This is a genomic window from Agrobacterium deltaense RV3 (assembly GCF_900013505.1).
Classification (GTDB): domain Bacteria; phylum Pseudomonadota; class Alphaproteobacteria; order Rhizobiales; family Rhizobiaceae; genus Agrobacterium; species Agrobacterium leguminum.
In genome coordinates, this window is record NZ_LT009746.1 from 1,730,508 (window position 1) to 1,751,972 (window position 21,465).

20 protein-coding genes are annotated in these 21,465 nt (G+C 60.6%); 2 read left to right on the forward strand and 18 right to left on the reverse strand.

Going from position 1 to position 21,465, the window contains the following annotated elements; all coding sequences use genetic code 11:
* Positions 1–25: 25 nt before the first annotated feature.
* From AGR7B_RS22315 to AGR7B_RS22340, 6 genes are all read right to left on the reverse strand, one after another.
* A complete protein-coding gene (locus AGR7B_RS22315) occupies positions 26–1,759 on the reverse strand; it encodes a M14 family metallopeptidase (RefSeq protein WP_080857928.1) in 1,734 nt (577 codons plus the stop codon).
* A 5-nt stretch (positions 1,760–1,764) separates the two neighbouring features.
* Positions 1,765–2,613 (reverse strand): ABC transporter permease, encoded by an 849-nt coding sequence (locus AGR7B_RS22320; protein ID WP_078053180.1) that lies wholly within the window; start codon positions 2,611–2,613, stop codon positions 1,765–1,767.
* Positions 2,614–2,619: 6 nt separating this feature from the next.
* Complete coding sequence (locus AGR7B_RS22325; RefSeq protein WP_161987893.1) at positions 2,620–3,543, reverse strand: ABC transporter permease; 924 nt, start codon at positions 3,541–3,543, stop codon at positions 2,620–2,622.
* A gap of 75 nt (positions 3,544–3,618) precedes the next feature.
* The gene (locus AGR7B_RS22330) at positions 3,619–5,154 is read right to left on the reverse strand and encodes an ABC transporter substrate-binding protein (RefSeq protein WP_080857929.1); all 1,536 of its coding nucleotides are present in this window, start codon (positions 5,152–5,154) and stop codon (positions 3,619–3,621) included.
* A 41-nt stretch (positions 5,155–5,195) separates the two neighbouring features.
* Positions 5,196–7,016 carry an ABC transporter ATP-binding protein gene (locus AGR7B_RS22335; protein ID WP_080857930.1) on the reverse strand — a complete coding sequence of 607 codons (1,821 nt, stop codon included), beginning with the start codon at positions 7,014–7,016 and terminating at the stop codon, positions 5,196–5,198.
* Positions 7,017–7,658: 642 nt separating this feature from the next.
* The gene (locus AGR7B_RS22340) at positions 7,659–9,560 is read right to left on the reverse strand and encodes a bifunctional sugar phosphate isomerase/epimerase/4-hydroxyphenylpyruvate dioxygenase family protein (RefSeq protein ID WP_080858213.1); all 1,902 of its coding nucleotides are present in this window, start codon (positions 9,558–9,560) and stop codon (positions 7,659–7,661) included.
* A gap of 124 nt (positions 9,561–9,684) precedes the next feature.
* Here AGR7B_RS22340 and AGR7B_RS22345 point away from each other — a divergent pair, with 124 nt between their 5' ends.
* Entirely contained in the window at positions 9,685–10,377 is a 693-nt protein-coding gene (locus AGR7B_RS22345; protein ID WP_080857931.1) for a TetR/AcrR family transcriptional regulator, read from the forward strand.
* On the opposite strand, the gene aroQ is transcribed toward AGR7B_RS22345, so the two are convergent.
* From aroQ to pcaD, 11 genes are all read right to left on the reverse strand, one after another.
* Entirely contained in the window at positions 10,352–10,795 is a 444-nt protein-coding gene (gene aroQ, locus AGR7B_RS22350) for a type II 3-dehydroquinate dehydratase (protein ID WP_065655344.1), read from the reverse strand. The two genes, AGR7B_RS22345 and aroQ, sit on opposite strands and share 26 nt — an antisense overlap.
* On the reverse strand, positions 10,792–11,661 hold the full coding sequence (locus AGR7B_RS22355; protein ID WP_080858214.1) for a shikimate dehydrogenase: 870 nt from the start codon (positions 11,659–11,661) through the stop codon (positions 10,792–10,794). The genes aroQ and AGR7B_RS22355 overlap by 4 nt, the downstream gene beginning before the upstream one ends.
* Positions 11,662–11,733: 72 nt before the next feature.
* Positions 11,734–12,492 (reverse strand): amino acid ABC transporter ATP-binding protein, encoded by a 759-nt coding sequence (locus AGR7B_RS22360; RefSeq protein ID WP_078053225.1) that lies wholly within the window; start codon positions 12,490–12,492, stop codon positions 11,734–11,736.
* Between the two features lie 202 nt (positions 12,493–12,694).
* The gene (locus AGR7B_RS22365; RefSeq protein ID WP_078053175.1) at positions 12,695–13,534 is read right to left on the reverse strand and encodes a transporter substrate-binding domain-containing protein; all 840 of its coding nucleotides are present in this window, start codon (positions 13,532–13,534) and stop codon (positions 12,695–12,697) included.
* Between the two features lie 41 nt (positions 13,535–13,575).
* Entirely contained in the window at positions 13,576–14,226 is a 651-nt protein-coding gene (locus tag AGR7B_RS22370) for an amino acid ABC transporter permease (RefSeq protein ID WP_035262651.1), read from the reverse strand.
* A gap of 10 nt (positions 14,227–14,236) precedes the next feature.
* Complete coding sequence (locus tag AGR7B_RS22375; protein WP_059758436.1) at positions 14,237–14,905, reverse strand: amino acid ABC transporter permease; 669 nt, start codon at positions 14,903–14,905, stop codon at positions 14,237–14,239.
* 369 nt (positions 14,906–15,274) lie between these two features.
* Positions 15,275–16,336 (reverse strand): 3-carboxy-cis,cis-muconate cycloisomerase, encoded by a 1,062-nt coding sequence (locus tag AGR7B_RS22380; RefSeq protein ID WP_080857932.1) that lies wholly within the window; start codon positions 16,334–16,336, stop codon positions 15,275–15,277.
* A 32-nt stretch (positions 16,337–16,368) separates the two neighbouring features.
* Positions 16,369–16,989 (reverse strand): protocatechuate 3,4-dioxygenase subunit alpha, encoded by a 621-nt coding sequence (pcaG, locus tag AGR7B_RS22385; RefSeq protein WP_065655341.1) that lies wholly within the window; start codon positions 16,987–16,989, stop codon positions 16,369–16,371.
* 2 nt (positions 16,990–16,991) lie between these two features.
* A complete protein-coding gene (gene pcaH / locus AGR7B_RS22390; protein ID WP_065655340.1) occupies positions 16,992–17,732 on the reverse strand; it encodes a protocatechuate 3,4-dioxygenase subunit beta in 741 nt (246 codons plus the stop codon).
* Positions 17,729–18,148: a 4-carboxymuconolactone decarboxylase gene (gene pcaC / locus AGR7B_RS22395; RefSeq protein ID WP_065655339.1), complete on the reverse strand. Its 420-nt coding sequence runs from the start codon at positions 18,146–18,148 to the stop codon at positions 17,729–17,731. The genes pcaH and pcaC overlap by 4 nt, the downstream gene beginning before the upstream one ends.
* A 3-nt stretch (positions 18,149–18,151) precedes the next feature.
* Entirely contained in the window at positions 18,152–18,949 is a 798-nt protein-coding gene (pcaD, locus tag AGR7B_RS22400; protein WP_080857933.1) for a 3-oxoadipate enol-lactonase, read from the reverse strand.
* 94 nt (positions 18,950–19,043) lie between these two features.
* Here pcaD and pcaQ point away from each other — a divergent pair, with 94 nt between their 5' ends.
* Complete coding sequence (gene pcaQ / locus AGR7B_RS22405) at positions 19,044–19,985, forward strand: pca operon transcription factor PcaQ (RefSeq protein ID WP_065655337.1); 942 nt, start codon at positions 19,044–19,046, stop codon at positions 19,983–19,985.
* Positions 19,986–20,183: 198 nt separating this feature from the next.
* On the opposite strand, the gene pobA is transcribed toward pcaQ, so the two are convergent.
* Positions 20,184–21,356: a 4-hydroxybenzoate 3-monooxygenase gene (gene pobA / locus AGR7B_RS22410; RefSeq protein ID WP_080857934.1), complete on the reverse strand. Its 1,173-nt coding sequence runs from the start codon at positions 21,354–21,356 to the stop codon at positions 20,184–20,186.
* Positions 21,357–21,465 lie beyond the last annotated feature (109 nt).

Here is a 21,465-nt window from a genome sequence, read left to right on the forward strand (position 1 = left end):
CGCCCATCGAGGGCGGCCCGCAATATCAGGCCACTTCCCCGACGAGAATCTCCTGCCAGGCATCATAGGCGGAGAGAACCGTTTCCATCTGTGCGGTGTGGCCGGTGATGAAGTCGTTGCCGTAGATCGTCTCGTCCGGATATTCGGTGATCAGCGTCATCGGCACGGTGTGACGGTCATCGACGGAGGACAGGCACGGGAAGCCGTTGATGATGCGGAAACCGGTTTCGCCGGCGTGGATTTCATAAAGCGCGATCTGGCGGTTATTGTAATCGAGCAGGCCGGGAATGGCGCCGAGATGGCGGGTTACCCGGTCGAGCAGGGCTTCGGCCTGCCTTTCCCAGTCCGCATGGTGGCGGATGATGAGGAAGAACCCTTTCGGCAGCGTCCACATGGCGAAATTGCGCGGGACATAACCGGAAAGCGGCCGGGTCCATTCGTGGGATGGATAACCATGCAGGTTCACATGCAGGCTGGCGCCGCTCATCTCCTGCGCCCTGAAACGGATTGCCTTCTCGTTGAGATGGACACCCGAATTTTCCCGCGTGCGATATTCGAGATCGTCGCCGAGCGCCGTGTAACGCGCCGCGTGATGCATGTGGCGCGGATTGTCGGCTCTCAACCGCTGATGCAGGGCGTAACCATCCGGATTTTCCAACGGCGAAATGGTGAAATGTGCGCCCTTGCGCTCTGCGAATTTGCGGGCGGCGCGGATGGCGCCAACGATGCCTGTGGTCTCGTTGGGGTGCTGACCGCCGCTGATCATCACGGCGGCATCGCTGCCGGGGACATAACGGGCGGCAAGAATGCGGCCGGAACGCGAGCGGGCCTCGAAGGCTTCGCCGCCGATCTCTTCAAGCAGTTTTGCGAGCTGGCCTGCAGCAACCGGTTCGCTGGCCGTATCGATCTGCTGTTCGCGGCCATCGAGAAAGGCGGTGGTGAGCGTGCGCGCCTCGATGCGGACGGAGACTTCGCCTTCGCTTTTGACAATTTCCGGCACGATCTGGCCGGGCTTCAGGCCCCGGTCACCCAGCGGCCGGCCGGACTTCTTCTGGAAGAATTCCAGGAGCGAGAAATAGAAATCCTCATGCAGGGCTTCGCGCAGGCTGACGACCTCATCGCCGAGGGCAAGTGGCAAATCTTCGGCCGGATGCGCGACGCGGATGTTCAGTTCCTCGAAATAGGGCTCTTCATCGCCCCAGCCGTGGTTGGCGACGGCATGGATCGCCGCTTCGAAAAGCCGTTCGTAATCCGTCTCCAGCCGCTCACCCACAGCATCGCCGGCAAGCCGGAACCAGCCCGTGGGTGAAACATTGGTTTCGCCGACGATATCCGTGTGCACCCGGTTTGGCGCCAGAATCTTCAGGGTTTCCTTCTTGCCGTTGCGGCTCAGGGTAACATCATAATGGAAGGCGTCGTCGTTCCGGGCGACGAAGTCGATCTTCGCATCGCCCACCAAAGCCGCCAGCGGATAGGCTTCCAGCCGGAACCGGTTGACGGGGGCGTTTGCGTGTACGGGGTAACGCACCTCGATGGTGTCGACGCCATCCAGATTGATCTCTTCCATAAAGGTGAAGAGAAGCGGCTTGTAGGCGCTGCGGATGCGGGCGCTGACGCCTTTTTTCTTCAGCCGGTTTTCGGCTTCGCGGCGGCTTTTGGCATCATCGAAGCTCCATGCCTCGAAGGACTGGCCGGGCTCGGCATTGGCGAGAAGCGCATCCAGCGTGCGTTCGAAAGTCTGGTCGAAAATCTGGCTCATCGCTGTTACCTCGAGGTTCTGCCGGTGGGGTCGAGGCTGTCGCGCAGCCAGTCGCCGAGAAGGTTGAGGCCAAGCACGGTCAGAAGGATGGCAAGACCCGGGAAGACGCTGACCCACCATGCCGTCTGCAGATAGGTCCGCCCATCCGCCAGCATGCCGCCCCAGCTCGGAATGGTCGGATCGACGCCGAGACCGAGGAAGGTGAGGCTGCTTTCCAAGAGGATGTTATTGGCGACATTCAGCGTCATCAGCACGATGACCGGGCCGATAAGGTTCGGCAGCAGGTGCTGGAGAATGATGCGCCAGTCTTTCACGCCAATAGCGCGGGCGGAAAGGATGAATTCCCGTTCCCGCAGCGTCAGCACCGAGCCGCGCACGAGACGGGCATATTGCACCCATTGCGAGACGATCAGGAGGATGATGGTGTTTGTGAGGCTGCCGCCGACAATGGCGATGAAGGTGATGGCGAGCAGAATGAAGGGCATGGCGAGCTGGATATCGGCAAAGCGCATGACCAGGATATCCCAGAAGCCGCGATAATAACCCGCCACCAGTCCGACCGCGACGCCGAAGATGACCGCGCCGATAACCGAGGTGAAACCGACAAGCAGCGAAATCTTGCCGCCGGCGACGACACGGGCGAGCACGTCACGACCCAGCGGATCGGTGCCGAGCGGATGGGCGGCATTGGCAAAGGGCTTGGCAAGGCGCGCCATCAGGTCGATCTTGTCCGCGCCGCCCGGAAACAGCACATCGGAAAAGACGACGGCAAGGCAGATGACCACGGTGAGGAACGCGCCGAGGACGAATTCGAGATTGGTGAAGCGCGCGAGACGCGAGGTTTTGGCAGCCATCGTCACTTACTCCGTGCGGATGCGCGGATCGACAAGCCCATAGGCGATATCGACCAGAAGGTTGATGCCGACGATCATCAGCGACAGCACGGTGATGACGGCCTGAAGCACGGGATAATCGCGCGCGCCGACCGCATCGAAAGCCAGCGTGCCGAGGCCCGGCCAGTTGAAGACGCGTTCGATGACGACGATGCCGCCGAGCAGCCCACCAAATTGCAGGCCGAAATAGGTGATGAGCGGAATGGCGCAGTTGCGCAGCGCGTGTTTGTAGAGAACCTTGTTTTCGCTGAGGCCCTTGGCGCGCGCCACCATGACATATTGCGAGCGCAGCGTATCGAGCATGGCTGTGCGCACCAGGCGCACATTGGTGGCGGTGAGGATGACACCCATGGTGACGGCGGGCATGATGTAGCTGGCAAAGCCACCCATGCCGCTTGGCGGCAGCCAGCCGAGCGTGATGGAGAACAACAGCACCAGCATGGTGGCCAGCCAGAAATTCGGGAAGGACAGGCCGACGAGCGAGAAGATACGGATCACCTGATCGACCGTCTTGCCGCGCGAGGTCGCCGCCTTGATGCCGAGCGGAATGGAAAGCGCAATCGACACCGCCATGGAGATGAAGGCGAGAAGCAGCGTTGCGGGCAGGGCATCGGCAATGAGGCGCGAGACCGGCGTGCTGCCGGTGAAACTGCGGCCGAAATCGAGCGTCACGAGGCCCTTCAGGAAGCTGAAATATTGCACGAAGAACGGCCGGTCGGTGCCGAGTGCTGCGCGAATGCGCGCCAGATCGTCTTCCGTCATGCTGCCGCCACCCTGGAACATGGTGACAGCCGGATCGCCGGTGAGGCGAATGGCGAAAGAAACGAGAAGGGTGATGGCGATGACGACAAAAATCGCCTGCAGCAATCGCTTGATGAGGAAACCGGCCACGTTTTTTACCTTGAAGAGAAGTTCTGCCTTGCCCGCGCGTGGCGGGCAAGGCGACTTATGAGAGGATTAACCAGCTTATTCGACGGTGACGTCGGTCAGCTTCAGGCGGTTGTCCGGCGGTGCGACGAAACCCTTGACCCGCTTGTTGATGCCGTAAATGGCATTGGTGTTGTAAAGCGGGATTTCCAGCGCGCGTTCGGCGGTATAGCTGCCGATTTCCTTGAGGATTTTTTCGCGCTCGGCACGGTCGGTCAGCGGACGCTGGGATTCCAGCAGCTTGTCCAGCTTCTCGTCCTTGTCGTAAGGGTTCCACTTTTCACCGGAGTGATACATGGAATAGGCCGTGTTGTCGTAATCGAAGGTCCAGCCGCCCCATTTCTGCTGGAACATCGCGCCGGTCTTGCCCTGCGGGATGATGTCGTTCAGCAGCACGTTGGTTTCATAGGGCTTGATGGTGGCGGTGATGCCGACCATGGAAAGGTAGCTGGAAATAACCTGCGCCACCTCGTTCATCGTCGCGTCGTTGCCGCGGATGTCGATCTGCAGCGCCGCACCCGGCTTGACACCGGCTTCCGCGAGCAGCTTCTTGGCACCTTCCGGATCGTAAGGCAGCGGCTTCAGTTCCGGGTCGTAACCGAAGGACAGCGCGCTCTGGAAGCTCGCGATCTCCGATGCCTGACCGGCAAGGATCGACTTGACGATGGTGCCGCGGTCGACGGCCATGATGATGGCCTTGCGCACCTTCGGATCGGCGGTGATGCCGTCACGGGTGTTGAAGCGCAGCGCATCGACGGTCGGGCCGGGCACGCTGACGATCTCAAGCTTGGAATCGCCTTGGATAACCGGAATCATGCCGATCGGGATGGTGGGCGGAATGACGAGATCGACGCGGCCTGCCTGCAATTCGGCAACGGCGGTCGCCGGCTCGGAGATGAAGCGGTATTCCAGTTCGGAAAGCTTCGGTGCACCGCCCCAATAATCCGGGTTGGCTTCAAGCTTGATGTCGGTCTTCGGCGCATAGGATACGAATTTGAATGCGCCGGTGCCGACGGGGTTGAGGTTGAAATTGTCCTCGCCCTTTTCCTGAATATATTTCGGCGGAACGATCATGCCGCCATAACCGGCAAGCTTGGTCAGAAGCACCGGATCGGGCGCCTTCAGCTTCATGTCGACGGTGTAATCGTCGATGACATCGACGCTTTCGATGGCGACGTAGTTGGAACGCTGCGGGCCCTTGGCACCCTGTTCGCCGAGAAGGCGCTCGAAGGTGAACTTGACGGCGGCGGCGTTGAAGGGCTCGCCATTGTGGAACTTGACGTTCTGGCGCAGCTTGAAGCGGATGCGCTTGCCCTCATCCAGCTCTTCCCAGGATTCGGCAAGGCCGGGCACAAGTTTCAGGTCCGGGCCGCGATAGGTGAGGCCATCGAAGATGTTGGTGGCGACAGCCGCCCATTGCACGAGGAAGGTGTCGATGGGGTCCCAGCTGCCCGGGTCCTGCGGGCTGGAAATGGTCATCTTGCCGGCGGCGAAAGCCGGTGCGGCGGTCAAGGCCGTTGCGGCCATGGCAAGCGCGACGAACGTTGTCGTCATCCCCTTCTTGATTATTGTCATCTACCTGTTCCTCTTCAGATGGTTGTGGTTCTGGTTGTTATTCAGGCGCTCTTCGCGATGAAGTGGCCCGGATTGATTTCCTCATGGGCGAGAATGGCCGGCTCATCGCCGACACGGCGCACGGGATTGGGTATTTCTCCTTCGATCATCGCGATGCGGCGCTCGATGGTCGGATCGGCCACCGGCACGGCCGACAGCAGGCGGCGGGTGTAATCATGCGTCGGGGTTTCGAAGACCTGGCGGCGGCTGCCCATTTCCATGATCTGGCCGAGATAAAGCACGGCGACGCGGTGGCTCATCTTTTCCACCACCGCCATGTCATGGCTGATGAAGAGATAGGCGAGCCCGCGTTCGGCCTGCAAATCCATGAACAGATTGATGATCTGCGCCTGAATGGAGACGTCGAGCGCCGACAGCGCCTCGTCTGCAATGATAAGCTTCGGATCGGAAGCGAGCGCACGGGCAATGCAGACACGCTGGCGCTGGCCACCGGAAAACTCGTGCGGATACCGCGCGGCGTGCTCGGAGGAGAGGCCCACACGCTCCAGCAATTCATCCACCCGTCGCTTTACGGCCTTCTGATTATTGATCAAACCATGGGTGTTGATCGGCTCGGCAATCGAAAAACCGACCGTCTTGCGCGGATCGAGCGAGGCGAAGGGGTCCTGGAAGATATATTGCACTTCCTGGCGCATGCGGAAACGCTCCGCCGCCGACATCTCAGAATAGCTGCGACCATTGAAGGCAATTTCGCCCGAGATGGCCGTCTGCAATTGCTGGATGGTGCGGCCGATGGTGGATTTGCCGGAACCGGATTCGCCCACCAGCGCCAGCGTTTCGCCGGCGTGAATATCGAAGCTCACCTTCTGCACGGCGCTGAGGCGGTGCGTCGCCTTGCCGAACAGGTTTTTGCGGATATCGAAGCGGACAAACAGGTCCTTGACCGACAGAAGCGGCTTGGCGTCGTATTTCGCCGTGTTTTGCACGCGCTCTTCGCCGACCACGACCGGCTGGCCGTCCTGCAACACGGTGAGCGGCAGGCGCTTGGGAAACTCTTCGCCTTCCATGCTGCCGAGGCGCGGAACGGCGGACAGCAGGGCGCGCGTGTAAGGGTGCTGCGGGTTGGCGAAGATATCCTTGACCGGGCCTTCCTCGACCTTCTTGCCCTTCCACATGACGACGACGTCATCGGCCATTTCCGCCACCACGCCCATATCGTGGGTAATGAAGACCATGCCCATGCCGAGCTTCTTTTGCAGGTCGCGCATGATGTTGAGGATCTGCGCCTGAATGGTCACATCAAGCGCCGTCGTCGGTTCGTCTGCGATCAAAAGCTTCGGCCGGCAGGCGAGCGCCATGGCGATCATCACGCGCTGGCGCATGCCTCCGGAAAGCTGGTGCGGATACCGCTTCAGAAGTTCCGCCGCATCGGGCAGGCGCACCATTTCGAGCAGCGTCTGTGCTTCCGCCATCGCCGCCTGTTTACCCATCTTCTCATGCAGGACAAGCACTTCGCAGATCTGGTCGCCGATGGTGAAAACGGGGTTGAGCGAGGTCATCGGCTCTTGGAAGATCATGGCGATCTCCTTGCCGCGGATCGCGCGCATCTCTTTCTGAGACGCCTTCAGCAAGTCCTTGCCTTCAAACAGGATTTTGCCGGTGGGGTAGGTCGCGCCCATCATGTCGGCAAGGCGCATGGTGGAAAGCGAGGTGACCGATTTTCCCGACCCGGACTCGCCGACGACCGCGACAGTGCGGCCGGGCTCGACGCTGAAGGAGATATCGTCCACGACGCGGCTATTGCCGAACTCGACGCTCAGGCCTTCGACCGAGAGGAGGGCGTTTGCGGGTGCGGCAGTCATGTCAGCGTCTCCGGCGTGGCCTGCGCGGCAAAGCTGGCGCGGCCATGTGAAAATGAGGAAGGGGCAAATGTCTCAGGCAGGCGCGTGCTGGGCGACGCCACGGGCAGGGACGGGGATTTCGCGAAGAACTGCATGTCTTCAGGCCGCTTTGCCAGCGGAACGCGCATTGGCCGTCGCCCGCGGACACGGCACATTCGATGTCACCGAAGCGCCGCAGGCAACCTCATCGGTACCGGCCGGATGATTTGCGTCGGCCGCAGATTCGACGATGCGCATGTAACTCTAATTCCCCACCCTTGTTTTGCCGAAAAAGCTAACAAAACCGAACAATCATGTCCAGAGTGTTGAACAATTTTTGTGTACTGCTCTACAAATACGCAATGTGCATTTTAATTTGGCGCGGATTCGTCCGGGATGGGACCAAACAGCGAGCAGTGGTTCGTTGCACTCACCTCCCTCATCTCTGTGCTTGTCACAGAGATCCAGTCAGCCCAAGTCCTTCGGTTGAAAAGATTCTTCCCGCCGCGCAGACGCGCATCGGCTGGATCCCTGTGACAAGCACAGGGATGAGGAGGGGGAAGGTGGCGGCAGGCTGAAAGGAGCACCCTCTTAGCTCAATGCCACCCGGTTTCATGCAGGCTGTTATTCCTTCGGCATGCCGACCGGCGGCGCAAGCCGTCTTTGTGCGGCAATGCGGAAGGGGGCGTTCATTGCGCCATAACCGCCATAGGCTCCGCGCCTTTCGATGATTTCGAAGAAGAAACCCTCGCCGAAGGTGCGGCTGTAGATCTGGAAATATTCGCCATTGTCGTCGCGGTCATAAAGAATGCTCGCGGCCCGGAGCGCATCGGAAAACTCCGGCTCCAGCCCGAAACGGGCTTCCAGATCGTCGTAATAGTTGCGCGAGATCGGCAGGGCGTGGAAACCGCGCGCCTGCAGGGCTTTTGCTGTGGCGAAGATATCGTCGGTGGCAAACGCGATGTGCTGGATGCTGGTGCCGAAGCCCTCGGCCAGAAATTTGCCGGCGAAAGTCTTGCGATTGTCCGCACCGTTCATGGTCAGACGGAAATGCGGCGAGGGCACGCTTTCAATCGCCTGGCTGCGCACCAGCCCGCCCGGATCGACCACATCGACCATCGGTGTGCGCCGCGTCGCAAACAGCGAGGTGTAGAATAAAAGCCAGGTCAGCATTTCATCGTAATGCGTTGTTTGCGCAAGATGATCGATCCGCCTGAGGCCGGCATCGCCTTCCGGCGTTCGGCCTTCCGTCGGCACGAATTCATTGTCCCAGATGGAAGAAAGCTCTGGTGAACCGTCGAGGAAATAGATGACGCCGTTGCCCACGCCCTGAATGGCGGGAACGGCGACCTCGCCTGACTTACGCGGCTCGGCGAATGTAGGCGCGCCGAGCGCTTCGGCCCGTGCCAGCGCTGCTGCGGCATCATCCACCTTCAGCCCGAAGGCATAAGCATTGGTGCCATGGATGGAATAGGAGGCTCCCGCGAAACTGTCGCCACCATCGCTGGTATTGATGACGATGCGAATATCGCCCTGCGTATAAAGATCGACATCGCGGTTGCGGTGCCGGGCGGTGTTTTCAAAGCCGAGCGTGGCGAGAAGGGCTTCCAGATTGGGTTTTTCTTCCGGTGCCGTGGTGAATTCGACGAACTCCACGCCTTCCGTCTGCACCCGTTCCGGCATGGCCGGCACATCGATGCGGATATCGGGTTCGAGACGGCGCACCTGGTCCATCAGGTTGATGAGCGAGCGGTGGCCATCCTCGGCCAGCAGCCGTGCCGAGCCGCCGCGGAACTGGTCGTTGAAGATTTCGAGCGATAGCGGGCCGCTATAGCCGGTTGCCGCCACGGCGCGCATGAAATCCACCACCGGCAGATCGCCTTCGCCCGGCATGTTGCGGAAGTGGCGGCTCCAGTAAAGCAGGTCCATGTCGATCAGCGGCGCATCGGCAAGCTGCACGATGAAGATTTTGTCGCCGGGAATGGAGCGGATCGAATTGGGGTCGATCTTGCGCGACAGCGTGTGGAAACTATCGAGAATGATGCCGACATTGGCGTGATCGGCGCGGCGCACCACCTCCCACGCATCGCGGTGATCGCTGATATGGCGGCCCCAGGCCAGCGCCTCGTAACCGACGCGCACGCCATGTTTTGCCGCAAGCTCGCCGAGCTGATGGAAATCGGCGGCGGCGCGGTCGATGCCGCCGAGCGAGACCGGCGAGACATTCGAGCAGATCAGCATCAGGTCGGTGCCGAGTTCGCCCATGATGTCGAATTTGCGCTGAGCGCGCTCGAAGGCGCGGGCACGGTGGGGTTCCGGCATGCCCTCGAAGTCGCGAAAGGGCTGGAAGAGGGTAATCTCAAGGCCGTGATCGGCGGCTAGCGCCTTCACCTCGCGCGGCGAAGCATCGTAGGTCAGGAAATCGTTTTCAAAAATCTCAACGCCCGAAAAGCCTGCCTTGGCAATCGCCGCCAGTTTTTCGGGGAATTCGCCACTGATCGATACGGTTGCAATGGATGTGCGCATTGGCATGCCGTGTCCTGCTGTGTCATAGCTCGCCATATTGCCTTCCTTTTCAGCCTTATGTACTGATTGGTTAATAATACGGGCGTGGGCGGTAACCGCAAGCCCAAGGGTGGATTGATCGACCATGACGAAAACCGCGACCTCCAAAGGCACAGCAGAAACTCGCCCGGCGAAAAGAGACCCGGAGGGTGTGCGGCGCGATATTCTGTCCGTGGCTATGGAGGAATTTTCGCAAAACGGTCTGTCGGGAGCGCGGATCGACGAGATCGCCGCGCGCACGCGCACGTCCAAGCGCATGATCTATTATTACTTCACCGACAAGGAGAGCCTTTATCAGCATGTGCTCGAAGAGGCATATGCCAAGGTACGCGGTGGGGAAAGCGATCTGGGCCTGGATGATCTGGAGCCTGTGGCGGCACTCGAGAAGCTCTGTCGGTTCACTTTCGATCACCACCGGCGTAACCCGGCCTTCATCCGAATGGTGATGATCGAGAATATTCACCACGGGCGGCACATGCAGTCTTCCGGGACGATACGCGAGTTGAACCGCACCGCCATCGAGGCGCTGGAGAGCGTGCTGGTGCGCGGCCAGCAGAGCGGCATCTTTCGGCAGGGCATCGACGCCTTGGAATTGCACTGGCAGATCAGCGCCCTGTCGTTTTTCAACGTCTCTAATGTCGCGACGTTCTCGTTTATCTTTGGCGACAGCCTGTTTACCGATGAAGGCCAGGAGACCTTGTCGCAGCACGCCAGCGACATGGTGCTGCGTTATGTGCTGGCGCCCGCCCATCTCACGAAGATCGTGAAAGACGCTTGATAAGGTGGCTGAGAGCCACCTCGTATCCTTCGATACCCAACCCAGCGATCACGCCCTCTGCACGGGGCGAAATGTAGGAGTGGTGCCGGAAGGCCTCGCGCTTGTGAATGTTCGAGATGTGCACCTCGATGACGGGAGCCTCGAAGGTATTCAAGGCATCGAGGATCGCCACAGACGTGTGTGTGAACGCGCCGGGATTGATGACGATGCCCGCGGACTTGCCGCGGGCTTCATGGATCCAGTCGATGATCTCATATTCCCGGTTGCTCTGGGCAAAAAACAGTGTGTGCCCGGCAGCGTCGGCAATGGCGCGGCAGTTTGCTTCGACGTCGGCAAGCGTTTCATAACCATAGATTTCCGGCTGGCGCTGGCCAAGCAGGTTGAGATTGGGACCGTTGAGGACCGTGAAGAGGCTCATGCGACGCCCTCCGCCATACAAAGCTCGGTGAAATGCGCCGTCATGCGCCCGGCATCCGGCTCGCGGCCGCAGAATAGGCGGAATGCGCCGACGGCCTGAAACACCGTCATGCCGCCGCCTGGCAAGGTGCGGCAACCCTTCTGTGCCGCGGTGGCCAAAAGCTCTGTCACAAGCGGCATGTAGACAATGTCGGCCACCCAATGTCGCTGTTCGATGAGATCGGCGGCAACAGGCATTCCGGGATGCGCTGGCATGCCCATCGGCGTGGCGTGAATCAGGCCATCTGCATAGGGCAGGGACGCGGCCGGGTCCTTCACCGCAAAGGCGCGACCCTCGCCAAAACGGCCGTTGAGGTCCTGCGCCAGGCGTTCGGCCCTTGCCAAATCCCGATCAAAAATATCAAGGCGGGCAATGTCGAGCTTCAACGCCGCGTGTGCGACGGCAACCCCGGCGCCACCCGCGCCGACCAGCAGTGCCCGATCGCGTTTTGCATCCGGCAGGCCACGGACAAAGCTTTCGTGAAAGCCGTACCAGTCCGTATTATGGCCGATCCGTCGCCCATCGCGAAAAACCACCGTATTGACCGCGCCCAGCATCCGGGCGTCGTCCGACAGTTCATGCAGATGCGGGATGACCGCCTGCTTGAACGGATGGGTAATGTTGGTGCCGGCAAACCCGCGTGCTTCGAGCTCGGAAAGAAGCTCCGGAAGCGCCGTTTCCGGCAGTTTGCGGGCGGTGACATCCACAAGCTCATAGGAATAATCGAGACCATGGGCCGCGCCCTCGCACATATGCAGAGCAGGCGATTTCGATAGCTGGATGTCGGCGCCTATCAGGCCGACCTTGAAGGATGTTTTTTCTGTCATGATCACGTGTCGCTCATCGGACGGTGTGGGAGAGGCGGGATTATTCCCGCCTGTCTTAAGAGCGCGCGAACCTCAGTGGTGGGCGAGAATTTCGCCGAGGAACGTGCGCGTGCGCTGGTGCTTGGGATCGCGGAAGAATTCTTCCGGCGGGCCTTCCTCGATGATCTCGCCGTCCGACATGAAGATCACCCGGTCGGCCACCTGCCGTGCAAAGCCCATTTCATGGGTCACGCAGATCATCGTCATGCCGTCGCGGGCAAGGCCGATCATGGTGTCGAGCACTTCCTTGACCATTTCCGGGTCGAGCGCCGAGGTCGGCTCATCGAACAGCATTGCCTTCGGCTCCATGCACAGCGCCCGGGCGATGGCCGCACGCTGCTGCTGGCCGCCGGAAAGCTGGGCCGGGTACTTGTCTGCCTGGTTGAGAATACGCACGCGCTCCAGATATTTGCGCGCCGTCGCCTCCGCATCGGCTTTCGACAGGCCTTTCACCCGCATGGGCGCGAGCGTGCAGTTTTCCATGATGGTCTTGTGCGGGAAGAGATTGAAGCTCTGGAACACCATGCCCACTTCGCGGCGAACCGCATCGATGGCGCGGCTGGAATCCGACAGCGTCGTTCCCTCGACCGTGATCTTGCCCTCCTGGATTTCCTCCAGATGGTTGATACAGCGGATGAGCGTGGATTTGCCCGAACCGGACGGCCCGCAAAGAACGATTTTTTCGCCTTTGCGAACCGTCATGTTGACGTTTTTAAGCGCGTGGAAGGCTCCATACCACTTTCCCACCCCTTCAAGGGCGATCAGCGGAGCCTGTTCGGCAGATTGCGGCATGGAACGTTCCTTCATGCAAGCAGGAGTTTCAGTTGACGATGCAAGGGACGTCTTCTTCAAATGTTCTGGCACTTGCACTCGCAGGCGTCAGGATTGGCAGCAAGCTGCCAATCGTGACGCCAAGCGCAGTGCGCATGCTGTCTCTTGTCTGAAGATTCCCATCGGTTTCCCGATATTTCGATCTTGCACCGCGGGTGAAGGGTCACTTCACGGTGAACGGGATATCAGGCAGGCTTTCCGGGAATGCAGGCACTTCGCGCTTCATCCACTTGTCGTAGATCTTGGCGAGCTGGCCATCCGACTTGATCTTGTCGAGGAAGGCGTTGATGGTTTCATTCCAGTCCTTTTCACCCGGGCGGGTGCCGGCGCCATTGTAAAGCGTCGTCAGGTCGAACTTCGATTCGTATTTTCCATCAGCAGCCTTGTTCAGGCGGTCACCGTAGAACTGGTTGCCGCCGACGACTTCAACCTGGCCGGAAATGAGCGCCTGGATGTTGGCGGCGTCGTCGTCAAAACGCAGAATGTTGGCCTTGGAGCCGGCGCCGGCGGTGATAGCAGTGTCCATGGCGCTCGACTTCGGAACGCCGACGGCAACGCCGGTCAGATCGTCGTAACCAGCAATCTTCTTGTCCTTGGGACCATAGACGGAGAGCACGTTACCGGCATAGGGCTTGGAATACTGGATGGTCTTGGCGCGCTCTGCAGTCATGCCCATGGTTGCGAAAAGGACATCGACCTTGCCGGTCAGCAGTGCCGGAATACGGTTGGCGACAGCGAGCGGTACGAACTCAACCTTCACGCCAAGATAGTCGGCGAAAGCCTTGCCGATATCGGCATCGAGACCATCCTGAACGCCGCTGGAATTGACGAAGCCCCACGGCGAATTGTCGCCCTGAATACCGATAACGACCTTGCCCTTGGCCTTGGCTTCTTCCACGGTGCCGGCGAAAGCATCGACCGGTGCGACGAAGGGCAGGGCAACGGTTGCCGCGGCGAGCGCGAGCAGGGCGCGGCGAGAGAATTTCATGCTGGTGGTTTTCATCTTTTGCTCCTCCTTACAAAGCTGATGAGATCTTCATGGACTTAGCGGGTTGCGGTCTGCAGCCGCTTTTCAACGCTGGCGCCCCACAGGGAAAGCGGCCAGCAGATCAGGAAATAAATGACGCCGACGAGGGCGAAGACGGTGAGCGGGCGGAACGTCTGGTTGGAGACGATCTGGCCGGCGCGCGACAGCTCGACGAAGCCGACAATGGCCGCAAGCGAGGTGCCCTTGATGAGCTGCACGAGGAAACCGATGGTGGCCGGCAGCGAAATCTTGAAGGCCTGCGGCAGAACCACGTCCTTCATGCGCGAGATGTAATGCAGGCCGAGCGCATTGGCGGCTTCCGTCTGGCCTTTCGGCACCGCCTGGATGCCGCCGCGCCAGATTTCACCGAGGAAGGCGCTGGCATGCAGCGTAAAAGCGATGGCGACCGCGATCCAGGCATCGACATTGAGGCCCGCAAGCGCCACGCCGTAATAGACCACGAAAAGCTGCATCAGGAGCGGCGTGCCCTGAAAGACGGCGATGTAACCGGTGCTGGCGCGCTGGATTGCCGGGCTATCCGCGACGCGGGCAAGCGCCACGCAAAGGCCGAAGACGCCGCCGCCGATAAAGCCGATGATGGTCAGCGCAAGCGTCCATTTCAGGCCTTGCAGCAGGAAGAAGAGTTCGTTGGGACCGATGGATGCCATTGTCTTTTCCTCACTTGACCGGATAGCTGAAGGACGCGCGGGAGATGAGCGAGAAAATGCCCATCATCAGCGAGGAAATGACCAGATAAAGCAGCGTGATCGAGAAATAGACCTCGAAGGACCGGAAGGTATCCGCCTCGATCTTCTGCGCCACCGAGGTCAGCTCGTAAGCGGCGATCGAGGTGCAGACCGAGGTGGTCAGCGTCAGCATGATGAACTGGCTGGTGAGCGAGGGATAGACCGCCCGCAGCGCCGGCTTCAGGATGATGTGCCGGAAGATTTGCGCGCGGTGAAGGCCGAGCGCAAGTCCCGCCTCCACCTGGCCCTTGGGAATGGAATCGACCCCGCCGCGAATAATTTCAATCGCATAGGCGCCGCCGTTCAGAGCCAATGCAATGATGGCCGTTACTGTCGGGTTGAGCTTGATGCCAATCTGCGGCAGGGCGAAGAAGATGAAGAATATCTGCACCAGAAACGGCGTGTTGCGGATTGTTTCCACAAAACCGATGACGAGGCCGCGCAGCAGCTTGAACCGCGAGCGGCGGGCGACGACGCCCAGAACGCCGATGACGGTGGCGAGCGACATGCCGGCAATCGCAAGGCCGATCGTCGCCAGACAGGCTAAAAGCAGCTCGGGAAGGCGGTCTATGACCGCCGAAAAATCGAGACTGTAAGACATTCTTCCTCCCAACCCGTTCGGGTCCGGACAGGCGTTTCGCCTTGTCCGCATTGCTTTGGAAACCTTGCGGCGCCAAAGCCCTCCATTTGTCGTTCACTGTCGCCGCAGGCTTCAAAACCCTTGTTGGCGGCAGGCTGTTAATTATAATGTTTGTACCAGTTAGTTCATTTTTGTGTCAAGCGGCATGTCCGGTTAAAAAGCAGCTTTCATGCTGTTTTTTCATTTTCTGGATTTCTGAATAAAGTCTTTTTTATCAATGACTAATGCGGAAAAGCGCAATCACTTCCCGCGCGTCGTCGCATCGTCTCCGGCTGCTGTTCGGCAGTGCCCGAAAACCAAGTTTGCACACGAAATCGACCGGCCTTGCGGCTAGTTTTCGCCTGTGCCCAGCCTGTCTATCTGCTCGGCCAATCGCCCGGCGATCAGCAGCGAGGCGCCCGTTGCCGTCACCATTTGCGGCAGCGACAGCCATTCCAGCATCCAGCCCGCGCCAGATCGTTCCTGTTCGTGCACGAGCGACTGGTGCAGGGCGGATATCTGCACGGCATTGAAGCGTGCGAGCGTCACCAGCGTTTCGGCATTGACCGGGTTCTGTTTGTGCGGCATGGCCGAGGATCCGCCGCCACCGGAAAGGCGGATTTCCGCACCGAGTTCGGCCATCAGCGCAATATCCTGCCCGAACTTGCCGAGCGCGCCGGTGATCAGCGAGAGCAGATTGGCGAATTCGGCGATGCTGTCGCGCTGGCTTTGCCATTGCGGCCTGTCGGCAAGGCCGAGCCGTTTTGCGAGATCGGCACGCACCGCTGCGGCATTGTCACCAAGCTTTTCCAGGGTACCGGCCGCCCCGCCGAATTGCAGGGCGAAGCCGCTCTGCGTAAAACTTTCGAGCCGCAGCAGGTGGCGTTCCAGCGGCGCAGTCCAGCTCGCCGCCCGGTCGGCGACGGTGATGCCGATGGCGGCCTGCATGCGGGTATAGCCCGTCAGTGGGTTGTGGCCGTCGCGGGAGGCAAGGTCTCCCAGCGTATCGATTAGGCGGCCGAGCCGGGCGGAGATGATTTCCGTCGCAGCCTTCAGCCGCAGCATCAGGCTGGTATCAATGACATCCTGGCTGGTGGCGCCGAAATGCACCCTTTCCGCCGCCTGGCCGGCGACCGCCGCGCGCATCTGCCGGATGAGTTCGGGAACCACGACGCCGTCCTTCGCGACGCCATGGCGAAGCGCGGTCATATCGGCGGCAAAGTCCGAAAGCCGCGAAACGATTGCTTCTGCCGCATCCTCGGGGATGATGCCGGCCTGCGCTTCCGCCTGCGCCAGCCCCGTCTCGAAACGGACCATGGCGTCGATATCCGCTCTTGCCGAAAACAGCTCGACGATCTCGCTGTCGCCGAAGAGGCCTGACAAAAACGGATGCTCGAAGGGGGAAAGGCTCATCTTCCGTCTCGCTTTCTTTTGCGCGATATTCGTCAGATATCGAAAAACACGGTTTCGCCTTCGCCCTGAAGGCGGATATCGAAACGATAGACGTTGCCTTCCTCTTTTTTGGCGACAAGCGTGGCGATGCGGCTTTTCTGCTCGATGCGGGCAAGAACCGGATCGGCGGCATTGGCCTCCTGTTCTTCGGGAAAATACATGCGGGTCTGCAGGCCGATATTGATGCCGCGTGCGACGATCCAGAAGGTGATGTGCGGCGCCATCGGCCGGCCGTCGCGGAACGGCACCTTGCCCGGCTTGATGGTTTCGAAGACGAATTCGCCCGTATCCATGTCGCCGGGCGAGCGGCCCCAGCCGATGAAATTCGGATCTGCCTTGCCCCGCGTTTCGCTGGGGCTGTTGTAATAACCGTCGGTATCGGCCTGCCAGATTTCGATCAGCGCATCCTTCAGCGCCATGCCCGCACCGTCATAGACCGTGCCGCGCACGCTGATGCGTTCGCCGCGGGCCTTGTCGTTATAAAGCGGACCGGAGCCGAGATCCTTCTCGAACACGCCCTCGATGCCGACGAAATTCGGCGTGCAGCCGATATGCACGTAGGGGCCGGCCGTCTGCGAGGCGGTTTCCTTGAGATAGTTGAGCGGCTGAACCATGGTCAGTTGCCCTCCATGCGGTTTTCGAAAAGGGTCGAGCGGCGCCCGCGCAGCACGATATCGAACTTGTAAGCCAACATGTCCATCGGCAGCGTCGCATTCATGTCCAGCGGCGCGATCAGTCTTCTGATCGCATCCTCATCCGGAATGGTCTTGACGATCGGACATTTCCAGATCAGCGGGTCGCCTTCGAAATACATCTGGGTGATGAGCCGCTGGGCGAAACCGTGGCCGAAGACGGAAAAATGAATATGGGCCGGCCGCCAGTCATTGACGCCGTTCGGCCAGGGATAAGCGCCGGGCTGGATGGTCTTGAACCAGTAATAGCCGTTCTCATCCGTGATGGTGCGGCCGACGCCGCCGAAATTCGGATCGATGGCGGCGAGGTAGCTTTCCTTCTTGTGGCGGTAGCGTCCGCCGGCATTGGCCTGCCAGAATTCCACCAGCGCGCCATCTACGCCGCGGCCGCGCTCGTCCAGCACCCGGCCGTGCACCAGAATGCGCGGCCCGACCGGCATTTCGCCGGGGCGGGCATAGTTGAGGATGAGGTCGTTATCCAGCGGGTTCAGCATGCCATGGCCGAAGACCGGGCCGGTGATCTCGCTCCTGGTGCCTTCCAGCGAAATCAGCGCGCGCTGCGGCGAACGCAGGATCGAGGTTTTGTATCCGGGCGCATAGGCGAGCGGATGAATGTCGCGGTTGCGTGCGAAGAACGGTCCGGTTTCCGGCGGCTGGTTGCTCATTTCGTCTCCTCCTCGCTGGAACTATCGGCTTTCATGCTGGCCAGGGCAAGCTTGGCGATTTTGAAAGCGTGGTTGGCGGCGGGCACGCCGGCATAGATCGCTACATGCAGCAGCGCCTCGCGAATATCCGCCTCGGTGGCGCCGGTATTGGCGGTGGCGCGCACATGCATGGCCAGCTCTTCGTCCTGCCCGAGTGCGGCGAGCAGGGCGATGGTCACCATCGAGCGCTCGCGCTTCGTCCAGTGGTTGCCGGACCACACCGTGCCCCATGCGGCTTCGGTGATGAGCTGCTGGAAAGGCTGGTCGAAACCGGACGTCATGGTCTGCGCCCGGTCGACATGGGCGTCTCCGAGCACGGAGCGGCGGGTCTTCATGCCCTGTTCGAAACGTTCGTTCTTGTCGATATGGTCCGCCATCGGTCAATGCTCCGGCAAGGTCTTGAGAAAAATGGAGGCTGCCTGTGCGTAGGCGAGCGGTTGTTCAAGGCAGGGAATGTGGCCGCAGCCGGCGATGGTGACGAGACGGCTTGCGGGAATGATATCCGCCAGCGACCGCACCAGTTCCGGTGGGGTGGAGCCATCCTGATCGCCCGCCACGCAAAGCGTCGGCACGGCGATGCGCCCGGCCTCTTCGGTAAAATCCGCATCGCGGATGGCGGCGCAGGTGCCGCTATAGCCGGCTTCCGGCTGTTGCGAGAGCATGTTGCGCGCGCCGGCATAGGCGGCATTGTGAGGCTGACGGAAGGCGGGAGTGAACCAGCGCTCCATGACGGGATCGACCAGCGAGACGAGGCCGTCTGCGGCGATCTTGTCGATGCGGGCGTTCCACATCTCGGCCGTGCCGATCCTGTGGGCGGTGTTGCTGAGTATGAGCGCGCGCACCAGATCGGGACGGCGGGCATAAAGCCCCTGCGCAATCAGGCCGCCCACCGACAGGCCCCAGATGATCGCGCTCTTCACGCCAAGATGATCGAGCAGCGCGATCAGATCGCCGGCATGATCGTCGATGGAATAGGGAGCGTGCCCGATATCGGAGAGCCCGTGGCCGCGCTTGTCGTGCAGCACATAGGCATAATCATCGCCGAGCGCTTCGATCACCGCATCCCATATGCGGAAATCGGTGCCGAGCGAATTGATGAAGGCGATGACCGGCTTGCCTGTGTCCAATCCCCTGACGCGGTAATGGATCACGGTCTCGCCGCAGCGCAGAAAATGCATGATGTGCTCCTCCTGCCGGGGATATTGCAAGCGGGTTCCGGTTAAGTAAAATGACATTATCGATGAAAATCATAACCTGTGGATTATATGAGCGATGGTCGATCAGCGTATCAAGTTCCGCCACCTGCAGACTTTCGTGGAGGTGGCGCGGCAGAAAAGCGTCATCCGGGCTGCGGAAATCCTGCATGTCAGCCAGCCGGCGGTGACGAAGACGATCCGTGAACTGGAAGATATTCTCGGCGTCTCGCTGTTCGACCGGGAGGGGCGCGGCATCCGCATCAGCCGTTATGGCGAGGTGTTCCTGCGCCACGCCGGCGCGACGATGACGGCGCTCAGGCAGGCGGTCGATTCGGTATCGCAGGAGGCGGCGCGTGCCGGTCCGCCGGTGCGGGTCGGCGCTCTGCCCACGGTGTCTGTTCGCATCATGCCGAAGGCGATGGCCGGTTTTCTCGCGGAAAAGACCGGCAGCCCGGTAAAGATCGTGACGGGCGAAAACGCCGTGCTGCTGGAACAACTGCGCGTCGGCGATCTCGATCTTGTTGTCGGCCGTCTGGCCGCGCCGCAGAAAATGGCGGGCTTTTCCTTTGAGCATCTCTATTCGGAAAAGGTCCGCTTCGTGGTGCGCGCGGGCCACCCGCTGTTGTCGCCCGGCCTTTCGGTGTTCGATCACCTGCATGAATATCCCGTGCTGATGCCGACACGCCAATCGGTCATCGGCCCCGTCGTCGAACAGTTCCTGATCGCCAACGGCGTACCGGCCCTGCCGATCCGCATCGAAACCGTGTCCGACGCCTTCGGCCGCGCCTTCCTGCGCACCAGCGATGCGATCTGGATCATCTCGGAAGGCGTGGTGGCGGCGGATGTGGCGGATGGTGTTCTGGCTATCCTGCCCGTCGAGACCGGCGATACCAGCGGCCCGGTGGGGCTGACGGTGAGGGCCGATACGCAGCCCTCGCTGCCGCTGTCGCTGCTGATGCAGGCTATTCGCGAGGCGGCGGGCGAGTTGCTGGATGGGAGGCCGGAGGCCGGTTATTGAGATGAGAGTGAGAGCCGGAAAAGTCTGAGAACCTCTCCTCCGTCATTCCGGCCTTGAGCCGGAATCCAGCCACCGCGCGTCTGCGCCGTGAAAAGAGTCTTTTGCGATCAATGACTTGATCGCGCTGGACCCCGGATCAGGTCCGGGGTGACGGGTGTGAAAACGGTAGAGATAAAAGCCGCGTGTCTGGGGCAGCCCCTAATAGGGAAGCCCCACATAATTCTCTGCAAGCGCGGTGGAAGCGGCGCGCGATTGCACGAGGTAGTCCAGTTCCGCTTCCTGAATGCGCTGGCCGAAATCTCCTGTGTCAGGGAAGCGATGCATCATCGTCGTCATCCACCAGGAGAAACGCACGGCCTTCCAGACCCGGGAAAGCGCCTTCTGCGAATAGCCGTCGATGCCGGCCTCGGAACGGTCGCGATAAAATTCGATCAGCGCCTCGCTCAGATAATGCACATCGCTGGCGGCGAGGTTGAGACCCTTCGCGCCCGTCGGCGGCACGATGTGGGCGGCGTCTCCGGCCAGAAACAGCCTTCCGAACCGCATCGGTTCACAGACGAAGGACCGGAGCGGCGCGATGGATTTTTCAAAGGACGGGCCGGTGACCATCACATCCGCATGGTTTTCCGGCAGGCGGCGGCGGATTTCGTCCCAGAAACGCTCGTCGCTCCAGTCCTCCGGCCGGTCCTCCAGCGAACACTGAATGTAATAACGGCTGCGGGTGTGCGAGCGCATGGAACAGAGCGCAAAACCGCGCGGGTGGTTGGCATAGATGAGTTCATGGTTGACGGGCGGCACTTCGGCCAGAATGCCGAGCCAGCCGAAAGGATAGACCTTCTCGAATTCCTTGATGGCGCCCTCAGGCACCGATTTGCGGCTCACCCCGTGGAAGCCGTCGCAGCCGGCGATGAAATCGCAATCGATCCGGTGGGTTACGCCGTCTTTCTGATAGGTGACATAGGGGCTGGCGCCATCGAAATCATGCGGTTCGACATTGCTGGCGTCGTAGATGGTCACAAGGTTTGCCGCTTCGCGGACATCCATCAGGTCATGGGTCACTTCGGTCTGGCCGTAAACCATCACATGGCTGCCGCCGGTCAGGTCGAAGAGATCGATACGGTGGTCGCGACCGTCGAAGGTCAGCGAAAATCCGTCATGCGGCAGGCCTTCCCGGTGCAGGCGTTTATCCGCGCCGACCTTTTCCATGAGCTGCACCGTGCCTTCTTCCAGCACGCCGGCGCGGACACGGCCGAGAATGTAATCCTTGCTGACCCGGTCGAGAATGACAGTCTCGACGCCTTCTCTGGCCAGAAGCTGGCCAAGCAGAAGCCCTGAAGGGCCGGAGCCGATGATGACGACCTGGGTGCGCATTGTTTCCTCCCGAACTTGTCTCCTATCAAGAAATTGACCAAGCGACGCGGCAAGCTCAATGGACTTTCTGATCGGTAAATTGCACAATCCGACCATTGTGCGGAGGAGC

Coding starts and splice junctions, on each gene's coding strand:
- pobA (WP_080857934.1), bottom strand. CDS start 21,356: ATGCGCACCCAGGTCGTCATCATCGGCTCCGGCCCTTCAGGGCTTCTG.
- AGR7B_RS22335 (WP_080857930.1), bottom strand. CDS start 7,016: ATGACTGCCGCACCCGCAAACGCCCTCCTCTCGGTCGAAGGCCTGAGC.
- pcaQ (WP_065655337.1), top strand. CDS start 19,044: ATGGTCGATCAGCGTATCAAGTTCCGCCACCTGCAGACTTTCGTGGAG.
- AGR7B_RS22320 (WP_078053180.1), bottom strand. CDS start 2,613: ATGGCTGCCAAAACCTCGCGTCTCGCGCGCTTCACCAATCTCGAATTC.
- AGR7B_RS22360 (WP_078053225.1), bottom strand. CDS start 12,492: ATGCCGCAATCTGCCGAACAGGCTCCGCTGATCGCCCTTGAAGGGGTG.
- AGR7B_RS22370 (WP_035262651.1), bottom strand. CDS start 14,226: ATGGCATCCATCGGTCCCAACGAACTCTTCTTCCTGCTGCAAGGCCTG.
- AGR7B_RS22315 (WP_080857928.1), bottom strand. CDS start 1,759: ATGAGCCAGATTTTCGACCAGACTTTCGAACGCACGCTGGATGCGCTT.
- pcaC (WP_065655339.1), bottom strand. CDS start 18,148: ATGGCGGACCATATCGACAAGAACGAACGTTTCGAACAGGGCATGAAG.
- AGR7B_RS22380 (WP_080857932.1), bottom strand. CDS start 16,336: ATGAGCCTTTCCCCCTTCGAGCATCCGTTTTTGTCAGGCCTCTTCGGC.
- AGR7B_RS22375 (WP_059758436.1), bottom strand. CDS start 14,905: ATGTCTTACAGTCTCGATTTTTCGGCGGTCATAGACCGCCTTCCCGAG.
- aroQ (WP_065655344.1), bottom strand. CDS start 10,795: ATGAGCCTCTTCACGGTCCTCAACGGTCCCAATCTCAACCTGCTTGGC.
- AGR7B_RS22330 (WP_080857929.1), bottom strand. CDS start 5,154: ATGACAATAATCAAGAAGGGGATGACGACAACGTTCGTCGCGCTTGCC.
- pcaG (WP_065655341.1), bottom strand. CDS start 16,989: ATGGTTCAGCCGCTCAACTATCTCAAGGAAACCGCCTCGCAGACGGCC.
- pcaD (WP_080857933.1), bottom strand. CDS start 18,949: ATGCATTTTCTGCGCTGCGGCGAGACCGTGATCCATTACCGCGTCAGG.
- pcaH (WP_065655340.1), bottom strand. CDS start 17,732: ATGAGCAACCAGCCGCCGGAAACCGGACCGTTCTTCGCACGCAACCGC.
- AGR7B_RS22340 (WP_080858213.1), bottom strand. CDS start 9,560: ATGCGCACATCCATTGCAACCGTATCGATCAGTGGCGAATTCCCCGAA.
- AGR7B_RS22365 (WP_078053175.1), bottom strand. CDS start 13,534: ATGAAAACCACCAGCATGAAATTCTCTCGCCGCGCCCTGCTCGCGCTC.
- AGR7B_RS22345 (WP_080857931.1), top strand. CDS start 9,685: ATGACGAAAACCGCGACCTCCAAAGGCACAGCAGAAACTCGCCCGGCG.
- AGR7B_RS22355 (WP_080858214.1), bottom strand. CDS start 11,661: ATGACAGAAAAAACATCCTTCAAGGTCGGCCTGATAGGCGCCGACATC.